Consider the following 16,447-nt stretch of genomic DNA (forward strand, 5'->3'; position numbering starts at 1 on the left):
CAAAAATGGGCAGCTGTCAGATCAGGTCTGAGCAACTAAAGCTTACTATTTTATGAACTGACTTTTTCATCGCATTAACTTTGTATGAAAATTAGCTGATACAAATCCTTCAACTTAGGTTTTGTTATACGGCTCTTAGTTTGCATTTTCCCATTAACCCAAACTATCTCATTACATATAGCTCCATCAAGCATCAAGTCTTTACTACTCACTTCCTTTATTGAGCCTTCTAATTCTTTACGATTTTCATCCAAGCGCATTAATATCAAATCAGTATATATCTCCCAACCAAGTGGTCTATATAACAAGTGACCAGCAGTATCTTTTGATTTTCTATACTTAAGAACTGCGCTAACAGCGCTTATATCATCAAGAGTTTTTGTTAGCTCCGGTATAAATTTAAATGTTAATTCATAAAATGAATGAACGAAATTAGTAATATTTTTTTCTTGGGATACTTCAATTTTCTGTTGATCAATTTCTGAAATATTACAATTTAACTTGTACGCAATTATTTTTTGTACACAATCAAAAATATTAACCAGAGTCGTTATGCTGCTTGAGTCGTTCAAATTACCAGACTTAAATGAAACTTTCTCTTCATTAAAATAGTTACTTTTTTCAACTATTTCACGAGTAATACAGGCGGCAAGATCATCTTCGTCTAAAGCAATAATATCTTCTTTCTTAACAATTCTGGCCCTTTTATTCAATGTCGTGAATAACCTCCGAGTCCGTTTAATACCCTCATCACTTTTATGATGCGCGACAATAATTACAGGTAATTGCTCCTTGTTCAGGTCATCTGTTTTATCTAAAGCCTTTTTTATGCCGGATAAACGGTGTTGACCATCAATTGCAAACATAGTCAGGCCATCTTTAATGGACATAAAACCCAAACTTTCCTTGGTATAATTTGGGATATAAAAGTTTTCAGCCTCAACAGTATTTGGGGTTATATTTCCAATATCATGCCATTGAGGTTCACCACCATAAACCCCCAACACTAGAGAATTAAAGAATCGGTCCTTATTATTACAAAGGTATTCTGAGATTTCCGTGCCTCTTTCTTCTTCAAGTTTTCGCTGAATTAATTGTGTTAGTTTCTTACTATTATGTAGTTCATCAGCAAATTTAACTCTCTTCTTTATTTCAATCAATGGCATAAGACACGTATAAGTATCCCAACTACCAAAACATCCTCTGAGGCAAGGCATTAATAGCTTTTTGGATGTCATAAAATACCAACTCCTTTTAGTAGACCTTTAAGGTCAGTGTCAAAATCTGCAACATTAAATGGTGGGATAAATACTTTAGTTAATTGTTTTTCAACAATTCCTGTTGATATACCATCCGGAGTAATTGAATAGTGATATTTAAGGTGCCCACCAAATAGTTTCACCATAGCTCTTATTTTGTGACGATCCTTCAAGCCTGAATCGGTTACATAGTTCCGATATCTTTTTCTAATCGTATTATCGCTATCTAAATCCCCAGCCTTACCAATATAAAGAATATAAGAGTTATTAGGTAAGTTCATGCTGTTTTTAGCTGTTATTGAAAAAGCATATACCCCTTGCTCATCCGGCAATTCAAATAAACCAGAATCGTAGTCCACAGTGTTCCATTCCAAATCAGGTAGATCATCCACCTTCCCTAAAAATAAAGGACAAAGTACAAATGTTCGTTGAAATTTAGAGATATAGCCCAATACTCTTAACTTTTCATCTTCTCGTTCTATCTCTTCTAATATTTCACCACTTAATATATCTTCAGCCATATATTAAAACCGTTCTAATCTAAAATTTAGCATCTTCAATTCCATGAGATTTCTAGCTACAAATTTCATACTATTTAACCCCTACATTTAACAAAGATATTATTGAAACAATAACTTAACAAAGATATTTTTTATCTAGTAATGATATGAGTTCATCCTTAAAGCTAGTAGTGCCAAGAGCCTTCACTTCCCCAATCTCTTTAACTAAGTCTGAATCATCAATGTAACTTTCTAACTCAACAACAAGCTCTTCAAAACCATCAATATATTTTTTACTATTTAAATAAACCACATAAAAATATTTCAATTGATTTCCTTTAAAGTCTGAATCTTTGTAATAGTTTATGATGCTATAATAAGTTTCAATTAATATTGGAGCTTGTTTTATATCAAAGTTAGAAATAAATAATCTCTGATACTCTTTTTCAAAAATATTTTTGACACTATTCGTGGCTTTGTCTGGAGAACCATCCATTGCCTTTAATATTTTTCCGAATGTTTCCATATTAATTGTATGCGTATAGTCTTTTTCATCGCTTTTACCTGTATCACCGTTTTTTCTAGCATAAGCAATATTGTGCTCATCAAGATAACGTTCAATATCAATTTGTTCGGATGCTAATGATTTTAAGTCAACCGCTTTAATTGGGTTTTGGCTGTTTGTGAACTCTGCAATTTTGTGAGCTTCATTTAGCTCAGCATCCGGCATAAACATCCGTACTAAAACTTCACTATCATATAAATATTTCTCTAAATTTTCTTTATCTAATTTATTAAAATCATGAATAGTCCTCACGGTTTGACCACCGTTAACAATCTGAAAACCATTTATTTCTAGCTTTAAGCTTTTATTACCTGGTAAAGGTTTAGATTTAATATCTTCTGCAATTAATGTAATTCCATTGTTATACATGAAAAACTTCTTGGGGTCGTTTTTTAATGTATTAGCAATATTAGAGTTATATTTTGAATTTTTAACTAAACCCCTTACATTATCAAACAAAACACTAAAGTCCAAATAACTATCATTCAAAAACTCAGATTCTATCGGTGATAAGCTTTCTCGGTTTTCAGCGACATTACTAGTCATTCTCAATATATCACTGCACTTTAACCGTGCTATAAATGATTTTGCAGAAGCCCTTGCATCCTCGCTATAACACATAACAGCTTCGTTATCTAAAATAACCTTAGCATTGATTTTTTCAGGTCTAATTGACATAAATGTAGCAATGGAAGGCAGCCCAATTGGCTCAATTTTAATAGCATATAAATCTGTTAGGTTTTTTAATTCCTCGTTTAATTCTAAAACCTCTTTAGCTTCATTACTTACTTGATACAAAGTAACATTCCATTCTTCTTGAGGTCTTACAAACACATCACTAAGTTTATAAAGCTTTTCTCTCATTTTAATTGGATAATTATCAAATTCAGATTTATTGTCACTCAAAACTAAATTTAAAAACTTGGTCGAGGTGAAATTGTCATTTAAGCTTTGAGATCTATCGGCATTAAATTCTTTCCTAAACTTAAAATTAAATAGTTTTATTTCTTTTGTCTCTTCATTAATATAAACGGCATCCATACCATTATCATTTATATATTCATCAAAAACAAACCGATTAAACTCGGTATCAATAATGAAATCAGTAATTGTTTCAACGTCACTTTCACTGCATAAACTTTCTAATATGTAGATATAAAACCCTAATCTGCGCTTTTCTATTGCGGTTTCAGGTAGCTCAACACCAATATTATCTGCTAGCCTTTTGGCATATTTATCAACTTTTTTATTTAAAATAATAAAATCATGAACGTTTGCCATGTCATCCCTTAATTAATTTTTATTAATATACTAACTCTAAGAGTTATATTGTTTGTTTTTTATGCATGCTAAAGCACATAACTGAGCAGTTACATCTAAATGACCACGTTGATAAGCTGCTTCAGCATCACGTTTGGCTTTTTCGACCATTTGAATATACGCATGGTTTACGACTTAACATTTTTCTCTGCAACTACAGCATCATTCATCTTTAAGTAACTCCCAAAATGCTTTGTCTTTGATTTTAGTTATCTTCTTATCGCCATCCACATATAAGCTGTAATGCTTATCTAACTCACGAATCGACTTCATTAAATTTTCTTGTTCATGCTTATCATCTTTATTAAAAATCGATTTAATATCCTGATTTTTGATCTGCGATACACGATGTACAATCCAGCTAAGTACGTAAGAAGAGTAATCATTTTCACTGGTTTTAAAGTGGGTGATATCTTGTGTGGACAAAATCACCCCAACACCATATTCACGCCCTTCTTTTAAGATTTTGCGTAAACTTGGGAAATTCTGGGACATAAAGTTATCGGCTTCATCCACCAGCACTAATTTAGTCACCTGGCGGAAGTCCCCTTGTACTTCAGGCTTACCATTCTTCTGCATTTGTGAATAAAACAGATCTAAAGTTAGAGCGACTACCAAATTTTGAATACTTGAGTCATATCCAGCAAGCTCAATTACAGTCACACCTTCAATCAAGCCATACAAGCTTTTCACTTTACTAGCATCGGGCTCAAAAATTTCGAAAGACACTAAGCTATCAAGTGCTGCATATAAAGAGTCTTGTTCAACTTTGTCTTGACCCATATATACATCCCACACATCACTCAATGTAGGTGCAGGAATCGACCATGTATTTTTATCAGTACGATCTATCCCTTTAAGCTCATAAGCATCAAGAACTAGATTTTTTAAACGCATTTGTTGCTTTGGTCCTAACCCAAATGCTTGTGTCATAGTATTCGCAAATGCACTCGCGGTATGCACAGGAAGCTTTGCCTTATCTCCAAATAAACTTAACGGGTTGTAAGGCAAACAATCTAAATCAAATTTATCCGCATTGGTGGCATTAATAAACTTGTCATCCACATAATCTGACTTGTAATCAAAAATCAGAATACCGATTGGGCTGCCATCTACATTTTTATGTTGGTCACGATATAGCTGCGTAACAACTGCTTTCGTACACTGCGTTTTACCCGTGCCCATGGTGCCAATAATACCAGAGTTGGTATTCATGAATTTCGCTGTATTGGTTGGCTCCCAAAAAACCGCCTCATCATCACGTACGTTATGACCAACTAATACCTTTAAGTTATCATTAGGATTATATTTATCCAGTGAGTCTACAGCCTTTACTTTTGATTTAATTTCGTTCGTGTTATCGATTTTAACTGAAGCCTCTTCAGTGTTTATTTTAGTGCTGCCACTTACATTGCCGTTTTCTACTGGGCTACTTGTTACCGCTTTTTTACTAATGGTTTTAGCTAACAGGTACTGTTCAGGGATTTTGCTTAATGTATCAGAGCAAGCATCTGCCATTAATTCTGCTAATGGCGTGCTTACTAAATGATTTAAGTTAGCACTTGGCAACTGAATTTTAAGAATGTTTTGTACTTCTTCAAAACTTGCCTCAAAGAAGGTGTCATTATCTACCATTGCTACTAAAAACCCTTCTGGGTAGTCTTGCAGTTCAGCTATTTGATAATCGCCTTGTAACCACCACTCACGCTGTTTTAGTAGTGGGTTAAAGTAGTCTGGTTGATAAAGGTTATACAGCTTATATTTATCTACCTGCATAAGTATCTGGCGTATAAATAGACCTCGATACAAGTGCCCCGCTAAATCATCGCGCCCTAGAATATCCTGTGTTAAATAACGCTTTAACTCTTTAGCTTGCTCCACCCCTTTTTTATGGGTTTGTTTAAGGCCTGCTTTTACTTCGAGGGGTAATAGGTAAAGTTGATTGCCTTTAAAACCGACAAACAGCACATCATCTGAGATCGCACCCGATTTGTAACCGTGCACATTACGCGAGAAATCGCTATCGTTCATTTTCAAACCAATGTTACCCGCAACGCGCACCATCTCAGCGACTGACAAAGGCACCCAGGTAATATCGGATTTTGCTAATAAGCAGTTAATATATTTATAGGCCCCAATAATGCCTTTTTTCTCTTTTCGCTCGTTGCTGTTGGCGGTGATCATTTTCAGTAACCACTCACCATTAAAGGCATTAAACTCTTCAATAATGCCCCCTTCATCCTGTTCTAATACTTTTTTATACAAATCCGTTTCTTTGGTTACGGTAATCGCATCGTAGTTAGTTGAGTTAGTGTAGTTGTCTGAGTAATGGATCAGCACCATATCTTTAGCACTTTCAAAAAAGTCTAACGTAACCTTAGGGTCAATAATAGTGGTCCAAATAGAATTATCATAAGAGCGCTCAAGTAGTGTTTTAAAATCATCACTCACCGCTAATGCTAATGAGTTGGCGCGGCCATGTTGTACATTAGCTTTACGAGCAGGTTTAATCAGACCATTTAGGCGCCGAGCCATGCTTAGGTGCGCATTGTTATCAGTCGTAACATTCTTTAAACCAAAAGCAGTGAAATAACTTTCCTCTTTACTATCGGCAGCTTCACCCGCTAATAATCCATGGCAAACCACACCACTTATCTCTTCTAATACGTTTACATCTGTTGGTTCAACTTTATGGTGATTTCTAAAAAAACTCAGGTGTGCATACGCTTGTGGCTTTGTTTTACATTCATCGTTTCGGAACTTACTGTAAGTCAAACGCGTGCGTAGTAAATCGATAATAGCATCGGCTTGTTCACGGATTGCACCTTTATCTAAACTGTATAATGACTTCAACTCATCATAACTCGCCGTTTCTGCAAAACGGTCGAATTCACAGCGCGTTTCTTTATCATCATAAAGATTCACATGAATATGGCAGACTTTATCTTTTTGCGTTTTAACGTAGTCCACTAGCCCCATAAACAGTTCAACATTTTTATGATTATTAACAGAGTTAATAATCAGTGTAGCTTTGCTACCCGCGGTAAATAATGAGCTGAAGGCATCTTTAAACTCAGTCACTTTATCTTTCACTAATTTACGCACGTAGTTGTAGCTTGTTTCCTGATGAGGGACTAATTCTAACCACATGCAGTTATCTTTTTCTAATTTGGTAAAAGCAAACTCATGTTTAGGGTGATAAACAAAAGGTAATAATCCGCGTGCATTTAGGCGATCTAACGTCACATTAGGTAGTGTTTTAAAACTGCTGTTATCGTTACTGTTATCCATGACTATCGCCGTTGCAAGGCTGAGGTGATAAGCCAATACTAATGGGTGAAGTGGCGTTATATATTCACGGTATTCTTCATTTTCTTGGTATAGCGCATACCCGATATTAACTAATAACCTTTCAGATTTTGTTAGCATCACATCATAGCCAATAGCAGCAATCGCTTCGTTATAGGCTTCTACTAATTCCGAGACTATCTCTCTAAATTCGCCGCCCCAGCTCGATAAGCTTGGGAGCGTTTTATTGACTGTGCAGTATTCAAATAATTGCTGATATGCAAGGTAGATCTCTGGGAAATCAACTTCGATCGCTTTTAGCTCCACACTATTTTGTGGATCAACGTGATGGTTTAATAGCTGTTTATCTAAAAAATCCGCTTCACGTTGTAGTAGTGTCAAACGCCGACCTTTCGGGGCAACTTCTTTATAGTCTAACAACACCTTGTTTTTTTTGCGGTTAAAGCATGCATAATTGTTATCTTTAAACAGATGTACAAAATGCTCTGTATCTAACATAAGTGGTAAAGAGAGTGAATCGGATGCTACAGCCCCTTCTACGTTAAAAGTTAAGCAACCTCTTGGGCTTGCCACCTCAAAAATTATATCGTTTGACTCGTTGGCCAATGCTTCAAAATCGATCTCTTTGATATCTTGGTTATCAAACCGTTGCCCGGTTTGCTCTAGCTTAGCCTTATTACCCTGCTCGGCTATCACAAAACTGTTGTCTTCAGTTTGTAGGGTAATTCGTTTTTTACTTGGCTCAATTAAGAAGATATTTTCAAACGCTGGTAGGTAAAAGCTTTCAGCGGTTAATACCAACACACGAAACTTATAGCACTCTGCGGTTTTATCTCTTTTTAAAATCAAACTAAAATACGTAGGTTCACCCGTAAATGCACCAGTTACAGTTACTTTACTACGTTTGCCACCACTGTTATTGGGTTGTTGAATTTCGATACTTGGATCTTTCGTATGTTGTAGCTTGAGTTGATTTTTCTCAATCTTGCCGCCTAAGAAGGTTAAGGAGAGGTCAAAACTCTGTTGGGTTGGCTGTAAAGGCAAAATTATATGCAGCTCACGTTTGCCTGCTTTATTGTCTGATTTACTTTTTTTAGCAGGTTTTCCGATTTGTTGTAAATCAATCGACTCAAGCTCTAATACATTGCTGACATTACGCTTTTTTTCATCTAAACAATCGGCAAATGTTAGATTTGTTTTCCAGTTTTCTAATTTCTCATCAGAAAAATGCTTCGCAACAAACTTGTCACTAAAGTCATTCTCTGCAAACTTCTCTTCAAGCTCTGTTGAAAAGCGTTCAGTTACCGTATTGATACGATCAAATAACTTTTTGTTCTCTTCTAATCGATTGTTAATCTGCTCTGGTTTTCCGCTCCAATTCAGTATTTCAGGATCGTCTAATAAACCCAACTCATGGAACTGTAGATCACCATCTAAAATTGCTTTGTAAAGTTCTTCAAAGCCAAACATGGTAGCACCATCTTCCACGATTTGTGCAAAGCGGTGGTCTAACAAACACTCAGATACTTTACGGTCTTTTGCATGCGGGTCAATTAAGCTTTTTAAGGCATCTTTAATTTTTTCAGGATGCCAAACACTGCTAACTTGTGCGATATCTTCCGCTGAGTTAATTAATGTATCCAGCATACTGTTGTGAATAACCAACAATGCACAACCTTTAAAGTCCCCTTGTTGTCCGGCTACTTCATCACGAAGATGAGAAATAAAATTCTCTGAATAACCGCTGCCATTTTCATTGTGTAGTACAGGCAATAGCTTTGTATTACCACACTTTAATGCTCTAATCGTAGTGTTTTTAATAGTTATTTGGTCATCACTTTTTTCGATGAACGCATTGTATAAACGCAGACTATTTTTGTTATTCGGCGATTGGAACTGATAACGGTAGCCATGTTGTAGTTTTGTCTCATTTAACTTTAAAAACTGCTCAGTTAGAAAGATCTCAAATTGTTTTTCTGACATAGACTGCATCTCCACTATCACTCATACGTTCAACATTACCAATACGTTCAAAGAAGTTGATTAAGGCTTGTTGGCTCTGTTTATCGAAAAATACGCCTCTTGATTGAAAGGCTTTAATTAACTCGTGGAAACGAAGTTTGTCTTGCTCTCCAATGGCTAAGTTAGTTAACAACAATAGATAATCTTGGTTAAAGACTAATACTCGCCCTGCACGGCCACGTGATTGGGCGAAATGGCTACAGAATTCCGATTCTGTAGCTTTAACATAAAGCTTGTTTATCTCATGGCGGGTCTCTTTTATACCAAACTGCATTCTGCTCAAATTAAGTAGGTCTGCTAACACATCTTGTGGGTTTTCACTTTCAGTCAAATCTAAATTTAAATCTCGGCTCTCTTTAAATGCCAGAGTATAATTTTTAAGCAGAGTGGTTGAGCGAGGGGTTTGTTGCAAGTTTTCAGCTAATACCCATAATGGTTGAACGGTATTCACTGCATTATCAATTTTTTTGGATTGCAGACTTTCATTCATTGATAGGTAAGGGAAAATGTTCCATAACGCATTAGACAACTGCCTAAAGCCATAATCTTTTACTAAATAACGTTCATCACTGGCTTTTTCACTGTCTAATATGTAGTAACTTAATTGTGCTTCCGGTTCCCCTTTGTTCCACCCTTTCAGATTGAGCGCTAACTGCGCCGTATACAGGTGTGCGTAAAGGTGCAAAAACTCTTTGAAGATTGAAAGCAGATATTTAGGTCTTTTACCTAAAAAGCGGAGATCTTGTTGTATATGCTTAGCCATAAATGGCAGGTATGGTGCTTCGCTCGGTTTAGAAAAAATTAGCTCGTCACCTTTAATCTTCTTACTTGGCTGCATTAACTTCAATAATTCAGAGTACAACTGACCTTCTAAGAAGTTAAATTTGTTATTTGGCTTCTCATTAAAAAAGAAGTTCTGCAACAAATTGGAAAACATATTACCCAAGCTTGCATCCCTTGCACTGCCTTTTTGTTTTATGGTTTTAAACAGTAAAAACTCAGGTGATATTTTAAAAATCTGATCATTTTCAAAGTACATCTTTTCTAAAATTGGCCAGAAATCACTTTCATCTAATTTGTTTTTAAAACTGTGTTCACAACTTAACTTGAACTTTACTAGCGCAATGTCTGATTCAGTCGTTTCACCCTCTTTTATCGCTAGTTTTTCATCATCGGTCAGTTTTTCAAGATGTAGCTCTTTTCTAAATGATGTCTTAACGACGTAACCTAATACATTGTCCCAATTAAAAATATCTTTTCTGTCTTTTGTGTTAATTGGGAAATAGGTTGTTAAGGTATTATTTTTCACCTTATCTTTAGTTTGAGGCAAATCAGCTCTTAACATTAAACTCATAATCCACTCACCTCAAAGTCTTCATTATCTACATTGGTAACTTTATATTGCTGTTGCCCTTTGCCGACGATGTATAGAGTATCGGCGCTGTTTGCAATGTCAGCAATTTCATCGACTAATTCATCAAGTAATACAACGGTATTTTTATCATGTTTGTTGGGGCGATAACCAGAAACAATGCGCTGCATTAGGTTCAGCAAATTTATATTTACCATCAATGATAAGGTTTTATCACCAACACGGAAATTTGCCGTGAAGAAAGAGGTGTTGTTCTCTGTGCTATTTTTAATCGCTTTTACATCGGCTTTTAGCTCAAGTGATGAAGCTAAGAAATAACCATTATGTTCAGAGATAAAGAACTCCCCTTTTGCTAATTTAGGCGCATTACGATTGTTATATTTATGAATGGCTGTGATTGCTGTTTGACGATAAAAATGGCGTAATTTTTCTTTTTGCTCTGGTGAGTTATCGAAACTAGTATGCAAATGCCAAACTTCTGAATAATTGTCTATTAGGTGCTCATCAAAATCGCCAACAAACCATTTATGGTATTCATTGCCATATTCAGACTTTCTTAACAGATAGAATAACCGTATATATGATTCTGCACTTTGTCCCCGTCGTATACCAAAATCAGATAATGCCGTTTTGTAATCTTCAAAATCAGTATCAGGGAGCTGCAACGAATGAGATAAAATGAATTTGTCTATTTTTTGTGTGCGTTTAATCGATGGATCAAAATCTGAGATGATATTGGTTAACTCGTTATCACCTTTTTTGAATAAGTTATCAAACAAGTAACCAGGACCAGCAAGAAGGTGAAAAATGAAATCTAATAATGCTCGAGCCGTTAAGAATTGGTCTTTCATTAAACGCGCTTTAAACAATAAATCGATAATGACGTCTTGAACTTCTTCACGCTCTAATAATTGATAGTTAGCACATAGCTTTTTATCCTGACTTTGTTTTTGCATTTCTACATCGAAGTGTTGACGAATTAGATTTTCATCTTTTGCTGTAATTTTTTGTAGCAGATCTTTTACAAACTTAGAGGTGTGGCCATCAATCTCTAACGCGAATTTAGGGTAATCTTCAAAGTCTAAATAGATATGGTTGTCTGGTGTCGGCTGCTTCTCTAAAAAGGCTTTGATAGATGCTGTCACTTCTGTCACAGCGCCTTCTTGTGCATAATTGCCTAGCATACCAATATTGATACCCACAACTAACGGTTTCGCTGTACTTTCAAAGTCAGTAAACAACTCATCAAGTGTTTCAATAGCCGAATCACTCGGACGAAAACTATGCGTTGCATCAAGGTGAAAATCAGCTCTATTTCCATAGTCTTTATTATACTTTGTCAGTATCTCAGACTTCCCATCACCACTACTACCACACAAAAAAATAACCTTTTTATCGGTTGATGATAAGCCAGTTAATAGCTTTTTAAAATCCGATTCAATATCTGTTTCTACATAAAGGTATTTTTTTATCGCATCCAAATCAGCTGACAGTACAGTATCTCGCTCGGTAGATACTGCATACGGTGAAGATTTGGACATAACACTGAGCACAGTTCGAAAGTTTATCAAGTAGCTCGACTCCATAAAAAAGTACATACAATTGCAATTGCATGCATAATAATTAAAATATTAGCATTTGTTTAGGTAACATTGATTTGTTTGACAAAGAATTGATCGACTATGTATGTTTCGACTCACTGTTTTATCCGAACATTTCTTGACTCCACTGGCAAACCTTATCAAATCGTGAGTTAGGTTTATCACAGCTTAATCTCACTTTAAACCACTAGAATACTTACTGACTTGCGGATATTTTGATTTCATTGACCACTATTACGCATGCATAGTGGTGTCGTATCCTAACAAAGAAATAGTATCAGTATCACTTTCAGTGGTGACTGCATGCGCCTTGTGCTGTTACTAAACTGCTATCATATAGACATGAGCTCAAAAAAAAACAATCTAACCCGCAAAAAATTAATTAAATATAAAATAAAAATGACATTATGGGAAAATTAATTCATGTTAATCAGTTAGATGATCGGAAATTGTATTTTTATTTACTCATCGACAACAGAATTATAACAATCTGCCTGACAACATAATAGAGCTCTAACATAATAGAAAGCATTACGACTCTACCAAAGAGGTATGTTGTTTATTGATAGTAGCCTGTACCACTATCCAAAACTTCAAGCATAATTAGAAACCACTAAATGGATGCAAACTACTACAAGAACATGCACTTTATAAGAAGTAATTGAGCGATTCCATTAAGTTTATGTTTGCAATTAATCTTCCGTTCTTAGACCAACCTAACAAAACAACCATTGCACCTAACCCTATGTTTTTATACTCTGTTGCGGCACTGGCAAAATCCGGTGTCGGGTTTAGGACCCCGCCCTACACACTTACGACACATTGATTTTTAAAAATCATCATGTGTAGCCCAGCACACCTAGAATTATGGTGGGCTGAGCGGGGCAGCTTCGGCTGGCCGTTTCGTAAGTGGCGGTAGTCCTAACCCTGTTCAGTTCACCACCCATAAGCTTAGGACCTTTCGGTGGTGATTCGCTCTATCGCTTACGGAGGCTACTATGCCAAACGCAAATTCAACGCCAAACCTGAACAATACCAAACTCCCTCTACTCGCCCGCGACTATCTGTCGACGCTTTACGCCACCTGTACGGATAAAAATGAACTAGAGATGAAAACAGTGATTAACTATTTGAATGAGCTGATTACAGAAGATGAACTGCGGAGTGCCTCGCACCTCTAAATCACGTATTCGTTCCCACGCTAAAGCGTGGGAATAAGAGAGATATGAGTTTGATTGATACCGCCATGTGATCACACGTGTGATTACCGAACGACTAACAAGGTTTTGCCCCATTATGTTTTACGCTGGCTTTTCTGAGTCGTATCTAAATTGGCGTCTGGTATACTTTTCTTTATGAAAAAAACTCTAGCTATGTAGCCAAATCTATTAATCCACTACAATCCTCGCACTCCCATATGTCGTCGAATTTATTCTAAAAATTGGCTTGCCTTGTCGAGGGTTCAGTCTCGTTTTGTCGATAGAAGATTAAATAAGTTATTGTTAATCATAGGATTAGCGCTCGTCTTTCCAAGATAACGAGCATTGTTAAAAGTGATAACGCGCTCGCTCGTTTTTACGTAAAGACAGAATGCGAAATGTGATATATATACATTATATTTCAGTGATTTATGGTAGCTTGAATGAAAGTTAGGCAAGCAGAAAAACGAGCAGGCCTGTTGTTAAGAATGTTAGTTTTTTGGGGAGTTTAAAGTGAAACTTTTTATATTAGGTGCTGGTGCTTCCAAAGCATATGGGGACTCTAAAACAGGAATAAGAATGCCAATTGCTTGTGATTTTTTTGAAACATATGACAAGCTAGATATACCAAATAATTTATGGGTATTACAGGGGCAAATTCATTTATATATTATGAATAAGTACGGTATTGATCCATATACTTATCTTCGTAAAGGTATAGATATAGAAGACTTTCATTCATCTATTGAAGAAGATATACAAATTGAACTTGCTGCAGGAAACAAAAATGAATCCATGTTTCACCAAATGTCTTATAACGAGTTAATTTATTTATTTTCATTTGTGATTAATGAGATTCAAAATGGACCTATTTCAAAGCCTCATTTAAGACTAGCAGAATCAGTTTCTCAAAGTGATGTTATAGCAACATTTAACTGGGATACATTAATTGAACGAGCTCTAGAACACACATCAAGTTGGAACGTGAATCAAGGGTATAGCTTCAGCCCTAAATCTGTTTATAGGAACGGTTGGGACGACTCAGATACTAATCCAAACAATGAAATGGTTCAATTGTTAAAACTTCATGGTTCAACAAATTGGTTAACAATTCATCCAAATATGCTTGATGGTTTTACAACTCTAAATCGATTTGTGAAACCCGAAGACGTATATGTATATGAGTCAACAAAGGAGCCTTATCCATGCCACCGAGGGCGTTTTATGGAAGGTTATGGGCGTTTTTCTTATGGGTATTATCCTGTGAATTTAGACATGGTCGCATATGATCCAGATGGGCAAAAAATTGAATTTGTCAGCCAACCTAAACCACATTTCGAAAAAGGAAAAGCACCTCGAGATGGTGTGCCGACAATTCCATTGATTATTCCTCCAGTTAAACAAAAGAAATATGATCAATATGGAGAGTTGTTTGGTTCACTTTGGTCTAAAACATCAGAGGCAATTCAAAAGGCTGACGAGATAATTCTTATTGGCTATTCATTTCCTAAAACAGATATAAAGAGTACTCAGCTTTTTATACAGTCATTTATGAAAAGAGTTAACAAACCAAAAATTAAAATATTAGACCCTAATCCTGAAAAAATAGCAGAAAAGTTCATTTATGAATTTGGTTTTACCGAAGCTGAAGTTCAAGTCTATAAAGATTACTTTTCTGAAGACTTTGATATTGAAGCGTTAATCAAAAACTAACAAGTTGCTTAAATGGAATAAAAACAGTTGGTTATCGCTTCGCGATTTTAACCAATCATTTTTATCCGCTTAGCAAGGCGTTACTTTTCCATACTTCAGTTAATCAGTTATATCCTAATTTAGTAATATAACTGACTCACATTTGTCTAAAAATGAGCTTGAAGAGGTGAGCTGCAAACTCGTTTCTGTCCAGAGATGTGCCAGCGCGGTTATCGCTAGCACGTTTCTGCCCCATTTCTGCTTAGAGTAAATATACGACTGTACTTTTCGGACGTGCTTTTACCCTACAAAAAGTTTTCCGAATTCAGCTCACCCAGAGTTTATGCTTCATATCGCTGTCTAACTTCTTAGTTTAACTACTAAGCTTTTGATTAAAATTGAAATTACAAACAATAGATTGCATCATATGACTGTGAAGTACGGTCAAGAGCCGTATAAAAAGCTATGTGTAACCAGAGGGAACAGTATGGAAATACAGCTTGTAAGAAGTAGTGACCCCTTATTCGCAGAGTCTTTAACCAAGACTAATATGGCTGCTTACTATCAGGCTCGCGATATTATCTGGGATCACAACCAGTTCCTATGTAGTTGGGAAAAGCTGGATAACTATGAAGTTCACTTAGACAACACGCGTGTTGGTGTTCTTCGTTTTAGCTATAGTGGCGAGACTACCTTCCTGAGGGACTTTCAGCTTTTACCTGAGTTTCAAGGTAGAGGTGTTGGGTCTGAATCTCTTGAGTTAATTGTTAAACATGCGCTCAATTGTCAGTCTAATCAGCTAGTTCTACGCGTGTTTAGTGAAAACCCAGCAATCAAACTATATGAGTCCAAAGGCTTTGTTAGAATTTCTGAAGTAAAAGGGTTAGTTGAAATGGCGCTCCCTTTAAGTTCAAACACATAAGGATTAATATGATTGAGACCTTTCGGTGATGATTCGCTCAATCGCTTACGGAGGCACCTATGCCAAACGCAAATTCAACGCCAAACCTAAATAACACTACACTCCCCCTACTCGCCCGCGACTACCTTTCGACGCTTTACGCTACCTGCACGGATAAAAACGAATTAGAGATGAAAACGGTGATTAACTATTTGAATGAGCTGGTTACAGAAGATGAGCTTCGTGGTGCTTCGCGCCTTTAAGTCACGTGTGTATTCCCACGCGGGGGCGTGGGAAGGCAATCTAATTCCCTGTTAAGTTTAAAGGCTCATATCAAACTTATTGTTTGGTTTATCACCTTTAAGTATTTGGGGTGACATACTCTTGATTTCTGACGGCACGTAAGCCCAATAATCTGGGTAATCGAGCGTTCTTTCTTTAATATGCTTCGGAACAAAGCGGCTCATCTCCATGTTAATGTTTTTACGAACCTCGTTCTCTTGCAGTAACTTAACGACCTGAAGAGGTCTACACTTTCTTACCTATAGGGTAATTTATTGTAGACCACTCTCTACTGGTTTTCCTACGATAAACAACCACCCGTGACTAGACCTTGCAATGAAATGAAGGGGTACTGATCTTGAGTGAGAATGAGAGATTACCGTTAGCTTTTTATAGTGTCTGTTCGCGACGAATTTTCGTATCAA

The 16,447-nt window shown here is 36.2% G+C and carries 10 protein-coding genes; 4 read left to right on the forward strand and 6 right to left on the reverse strand.

Annotated features, from left to right (window positions below; translation table 11 throughout):
- Positions 1-74: 74 nt before the first annotated feature.
- The 6 genes from L3V77_RS10250 to dptF form a co-directional block, all read right to left on the reverse strand.
- Complete coding sequence (locus L3V77_RS10250; RefSeq protein WP_275134062.1) at positions 75-1,238, reverse strand: DNA sulfur modification protein DndB; 1,164 nt, start codon at positions 1,236-1,238, stop codon at positions 75-77.
- Positions 1,235-1,780, reverse strand: coding sequence for a hypothetical protein (locus L3V77_RS10255; RefSeq protein ID WP_275134063.1), 546 nt, complete (start codon positions 1,778-1,780; stop codon positions 1,235-1,237). The genes L3V77_RS10250 and L3V77_RS10255 overlap by 4 nt, the downstream gene beginning before the upstream one ends.
- Before the next feature lie 115 nt (positions 1,781-1,895).
- Positions 1,896-3,605: an AIPR family protein gene (locus tag L3V77_RS10260; protein WP_275134064.1), complete on the reverse strand. Its 1,710-nt coding sequence runs from the start codon at positions 3,603-3,605 to the stop codon at positions 1,896-1,898.
- 201 nt (positions 3,606-3,806) lie between these two features.
- On the reverse strand, positions 3,807-8,936 hold the full coding sequence (dptH, locus tag L3V77_RS10265; protein WP_275134065.1) for a DNA phosphorothioation-dependent restriction protein DptH: 5,130 nt from the start codon (positions 8,934-8,936) through the stop codon (positions 3,807-3,809).
- Positions 8,917-10,329 (reverse strand): DNA phosphorothioation-dependent restriction protein DptG, encoded by a 1,413-nt coding sequence (gene dptG / locus L3V77_RS10270; RefSeq protein WP_275134066.1) that lies wholly within the window; start codon positions 10,327-10,329, stop codon positions 8,917-8,919. The genes dptH and dptG overlap by 20 nt, the downstream gene beginning before the upstream one ends.
- Positions 10,326-11,888, reverse strand: coding sequence for a DNA phosphorothioation-dependent restriction protein DptF (gene dptF, locus L3V77_RS10275; protein ID WP_275134067.1), 1,563 nt, complete (start codon positions 11,886-11,888; stop codon positions 10,326-10,328). The genes dptG and dptF overlap by 4 nt, the downstream gene beginning before the upstream one ends.
- A gap of 1,058 nt (positions 11,889-12,946) precedes the next feature.
- On the opposite strand from dptF, the gene L3V77_RS10280 reads away from it, so the two are divergent.
- From L3V77_RS10280 to L3V77_RS10295, 4 genes are all read left to right on the forward strand, one after another.
- The gene (locus L3V77_RS10280; protein WP_275134068.1) at positions 12,947-13,129 is read left to right on the forward strand and encodes a hypothetical protein; all 183 of its coding nucleotides are present in this window, start codon (positions 12,947-12,949) and stop codon (positions 13,127-13,129) included.
- A 531-nt stretch (positions 13,130-13,660) separates the two neighbouring features.
- Positions 13,661-14,860: an SIR2 family protein gene (locus L3V77_RS10285; RefSeq protein ID WP_275134069.1), complete on the forward strand. Its 1,200-nt coding sequence runs from the start codon at positions 13,661-13,663 to the stop codon at positions 14,858-14,860.
- Positions 14,861-15,326: 466 nt separating this feature from the next.
- Positions 15,327-15,761 carry a GNAT family N-acetyltransferase gene (locus tag L3V77_RS10290; RefSeq protein ID WP_275134070.1) on the forward strand — a complete coding sequence of 145 codons (435 nt, stop codon included), beginning with the start codon at positions 15,327-15,329 and terminating at the stop codon, positions 15,759-15,761.
- A gap of 59 nt (positions 15,762-15,820) precedes the next feature.
- A complete protein-coding gene (locus L3V77_RS10295; protein ID WP_275134071.1) occupies positions 15,821-16,003 on the forward strand; it encodes a hypothetical protein in 183 nt (60 codons plus the stop codon).
- The last annotated feature ends 444 nt before the right edge of the window (positions 16,004-16,447 follow it).

It is taken from the genome of Vibrio sp. DW001 (assembly GCF_029016285.1).
Lineage (GTDB): Bacteria > Pseudomonadota > Gammaproteobacteria > Enterobacterales > Vibrionaceae > Vibrio.

Coding starts and splice junctions, on each gene's coding strand:
- L3V77_RS10250 (WP_275134062.1), bottom strand. CDS start 1,238: ATGACATCCAAAAAGCTATTAATGCCTTGCCTCAGAGGATGTTTTGGT.
- L3V77_RS10255 (WP_275134063.1), bottom strand. CDS start 1,780: ATGGCTGAAGATATATTAAGTGGTGAAATATTAGAAGAGATAGAACGA.
- L3V77_RS10260 (WP_275134064.1), bottom strand. CDS start 3,605: ATGGCAAACGTTCATGATTTTATTATTTTAAATAAAAAAGTTGATAAA.
- dptH (WP_275134065.1), bottom strand. CDS start 8,936: ATGTCAGAAAAACAATTTGAGATCTTTCTAACTGAGCAGTTTTTAAAG.
- dptG (WP_275134066.1), bottom strand. CDS start 10,329: ATGAGTTTAATGTTAAGAGCTGATTTGCCTCAAACTAAAGATAAGGTG.
- dptF (WP_275134067.1), bottom strand. CDS start 11,888: ATGTCCAAATCTTCACCGTATGCAGTATCTACCGAGCGAGATACTGTA.
- L3V77_RS10280 (WP_275134068.1), top strand. CDS start 12,947: ATGCCAAACGCAAATTCAACGCCAAACCTGAACAATACCAAACTCCCT.
- L3V77_RS10290 (WP_275134070.1), top strand. CDS start 15,327: ATGGAAATACAGCTTGTAAGAAGTAGTGACCCCTTATTCGCAGAGTCT.
- L3V77_RS10295 (WP_275134071.1), top strand. CDS start 15,821: ATGCCAAACGCAAATTCAACGCCAAACCTAAATAACACTACACTCCCC.